Source organism: Bacillus sp. LL01 (assembly GCF_001037965.1).
The window spans coordinates 1-3,025 of the sequence record NZ_LFEL01000288.1 but is presented as its reverse complement, the minus strand read 5'-3'; the positions used below and the strand labels follow the sequence as shown (position 1 = coordinate 3,025).

Here is a 3,025-nt window from a genome sequence, read left to right as displayed (position 1 = left end):
GATCCTAATGCTATGCAAGAGATTGCATCTCCAAAGTTTGATCGATTGAATTATGCAATTGAGGATTATGCAGGTTTCTTACCAGTTGCCAACACTGTGCTTGCCGATACAGATCAATCATTAACATCATATTTAGTGAAATGGATTGCTAAGAAGTCACGTGCTACTGGAAACCACTTGATTCTTCAGGTATTAAATTCATTCAACAAAGTAGATTTAGAAAATTACAAAGGAATTAAAACTACTTTGAATGTAACTCTTGATCCTGCCTTTGCTGAAGCAGCTATCATCATTACAAACCAGGACGGGTTTAACTACCTCGATCAGCTATACGATGGAAATGGACGTCCACTTCTACAACCGGATCCGCAGGATGCGACTCGTAAACTACTTTTTGGTCGTCGAATCGTTGTGCTATCTAATAAAACGAAACCTTCTCAAAACGGTAAGGCACCATTCATTATCGGTGATCTTAAAGAGGCAGTCGTCTATTGGGACCGTCAACAAATGTTGCTAGACATGACAAAAGAAGGCGGCCAGGCATGGAGAACAAACACAACTGAATTCCGAGTGATTGAACRTGAAGATGTTACGAAATGGGATGAAGAAGCAATTGTATATGGTGAGATTGATATTACAAACCAACCTGAAACAATTCCAGAAGGGTAAGGTGATAGCTGATGAAAGCTAGAGTAATTAAACGTTTCCGTGATAAATTCACTAAGAAAGCTCATAATTTTGGAACTCTGTACGAAGGATCTAAAGAACGGATTGAAGAGCTACAAAGTTTCGGTTGGTTAGGTGAAACCGAGAAGGAAGCAACAAATGCCCACGATGAACATCTAAACGGCAGTATAGCAGAAGTAAAGGCAAAAACAGAGGGCTTTTCTGTTGATGCTTTTGAAGAATTACTAGACCAAGAGAAGCAATCAAAAAATCGAAAAGGCGTCATTGAATATTTTGAATCAATGATAGAGATCGGCAAATCAAGTGAACCACCAGACGGAGAGGGCGAATAATCGTCCTCTTTTTTGAGGTGATATAGATGGAACTAGAAGAATTAAAAAAATATATCCGCATTGACTTTGAGGATGATGATCAAGAAATACTAGCCTTTTACGATCGGGCGAAAATTTATTTAAAAAACCAAGTCGGGCCCATTGATGAAACGAATGTGGACATGATGAAACAGTATGACCAAGCATGCGCGATGTTGGTCCAACATTGGTATGACAACCGAGAATCCTTTCGGATTGGTAATGCTTCTTATGAAATTCCCTATTCCTTAGACAGCATCGTCCGTCAATTGAAGTATTGCTATGGCGGTGATGCTTAATGAATCCAGGTGACTTGAGGCAACAGCTGACCTTTCAAGTGCCTAGCGGTGAAACGGACGACGATGGTTTTCCAATTCATGAACCATCCACATACACTGTTGCACGAGGAAAGCTAAAGACCTTAAAGGGAAAGACCTTTTATACGGCTRCACAGTCAAACATGGAGCATAACCGAGTTTTTACAATCCGGTATCAGTCCAAATTGATGGACGGAGTGAGACCTAGAAACCTCACAGTATTGTGGAAGGGTATTCCACATACTGTTGAGTCCATCGAAAATGATGACGGTCTGAACACTTCTATGACGGTTATTTTAAAGGCGGTGAGTTGATGATCTTTGAGATGGAGGGTTTAGAAGAGCTGATGAGATCGCTTGAAACTAATGCGAAAGAGGCAGAGAAAACCAAGGAGTTGGCACTGAAAGCCGGCGCAGAGGTTATGCAAGAAGAAACAAAAGCAATAGCAGCTAAAGTTTWAAAGCGTCGATCGAGTAACCTTTATAACCACATTGAGATATCAGATGTAGATAAAGATGATGTGTTTGTGTATGTCGATAATCAGGGGAAAGCTTATTATGGTCACATGCATGAAAACGGCACATCCAAAATGCCAGCTCGTCCATTCATGGGCCCCGCTTTTAATCGCAGTCGTGTGAAGATCAATCAGGCTATGGCAACTAAGATGAGACAAGCTCTAGGATGGGGCTTATGAATATAAATAGTCTTATCCTTTCCACACTAGGAGATGTCGGTGTTCCAGTTAGTTTTTTAAACTACACAGGTAGTGATCAAACGTACATCACCTTTTTTGAATATGATCAAGGAGCTTTATTAGAAGCTGATGATGAAGAAGTATCAACCGTTTACTATATTCAAGTGGATGTTTACTCTCCTGGCAACTATCTAAACTTGGTCAATCAAGTTAAGCAAAAAATGAAACAAGCAGGCTTTAAGAAAAATGCTGAAACAGAAATGTATGAGAATGATACGAAGCTCTTTCACAAAGTGCTTCGTTTTTATTTTATTTCCGAAACGGAGGAATAGAGAATGGCTACAATTGGTTTACGTGATGTTTACGCTGCAAAGATTTTAACTGATGGTGATGAAGGAACAACCTACGACGATCCTATGCGAGCAGGAAAGGCGATTACAGCTAATGTRCAACCGCAATTTAATACAGCGGATTTAWGAGCAKATGACGGTGTGGCAGAAACCGCTGAATCCCGAGGTATTACAAATGTGACGCTTAACACGGATGATTTGTCTCCTGAAGTTCAAGCTTATCTATTAGGGAAGAAAATTAACAGTGACGGTGTATTAATTGATAGTGAAGATGATCGCCCACCGTACGTTGCGTTAATGTTTAGAGCTGAAAAAGCAAACGGGGCATACCGCTATGTTGTGTTGTATAAAGGAAAATTTACTCCACCAGAATCCAATTATGAAACCAAACAAGAAACACCAGCCTTCCAAACACCATCGATTAACGGACGCTTCTTACGACGTCAATCAGATAACAAAGTTGGTGCTCAAGTTGATGAAGATGGTGACGGTGTAGATGAAGCTATCACAGATAATTGGTTTAAAGATGTCTACGAAGAAACGCAGGAGGCTTAAAGTATGAATCTAGTTCTTAAAAAGATTGAAGAGGTAAACGGAAAAACTACAGTAAAAGATGAAGTTTATTCA

General features: G+C 39.9%; 7 protein-coding genes. All 7 read left to right on the top strand.

Translation table 11 applies throughout. The annotated features are described in order from the left end of the window. Positions 1 to 669 (top strand): phage major capsid protein (locus AB685_RS29600; protein WP_047974196.1); only part of this gene is annotated, 669 nt, incomplete at its 5' end. An 11-nt stretch (positions 670 to 680) separates the two neighbouring features. Then, a complete protein-coding gene (locus tag AB685_RS29595) occupies positions 681 to 1,019 on the top strand; it encodes a hypothetical protein (RefSeq protein WP_047974195.1) in 339 nt (112 codons plus the stop codon). 26 nt (positions 1,020 to 1,045) lie between these two features. Then, positions 1,046 to 1,336: a head-tail connector protein gene (locus AB685_RS29590; protein WP_047974194.1), complete on the top strand. Its 291-nt coding sequence runs from the start codon at positions 1,046 to 1,048 to the stop codon at positions 1,334 to 1,336. Next, on the top strand, positions 1,336 to 1,668 hold the full coding sequence (locus AB685_RS29585; protein ID WP_047974193.1) for a phage head closure protein: 333 nt from the start codon (positions 1,336 to 1,338) through the stop codon (positions 1,666 to 1,668). Before AB685_RS29590 ends, AB685_RS29585 begins: the two co-directional genes overlap by 1 nt. Then, positions 1,668 to 2,048, top strand: a complete 381-nt coding sequence (locus tag AB685_RS29580; protein ID WP_047974192.1) for an HK97-gp10 family putative phage morphogenesis protein — start codon at positions 1,668 to 1,670, stop codon at positions 2,046 to 2,048. The genes AB685_RS29585 and AB685_RS29580 overlap by 1 nt, the downstream gene beginning before the upstream one ends. Continuing rightward, the gene (locus AB685_RS29575; protein ID WP_047974191.1) at positions 2,045 to 2,380 is read left to right on the top strand and encodes a hypothetical protein; all 336 of its coding nucleotides are present in this window, start codon (positions 2,045 to 2,047) and stop codon (positions 2,378 to 2,380) included. Before AB685_RS29580 ends, AB685_RS29575 begins: the two co-directional genes overlap by 4 nt. Positions 2,381 to 2,383: 3 nt before the next feature. Beyond that, positions 2,384 to 2,953 carry a major tail protein gene (locus tag AB685_RS29570; RefSeq protein WP_047974190.1) on the top strand — a complete coding sequence of 190 codons (570 nt, stop codon included), beginning with the start codon at positions 2,384 to 2,386 and terminating at the stop codon, positions 2,951 to 2,953. The last annotated feature ends 72 nt before the right edge of the window (positions 2,954 to 3,025 follow it).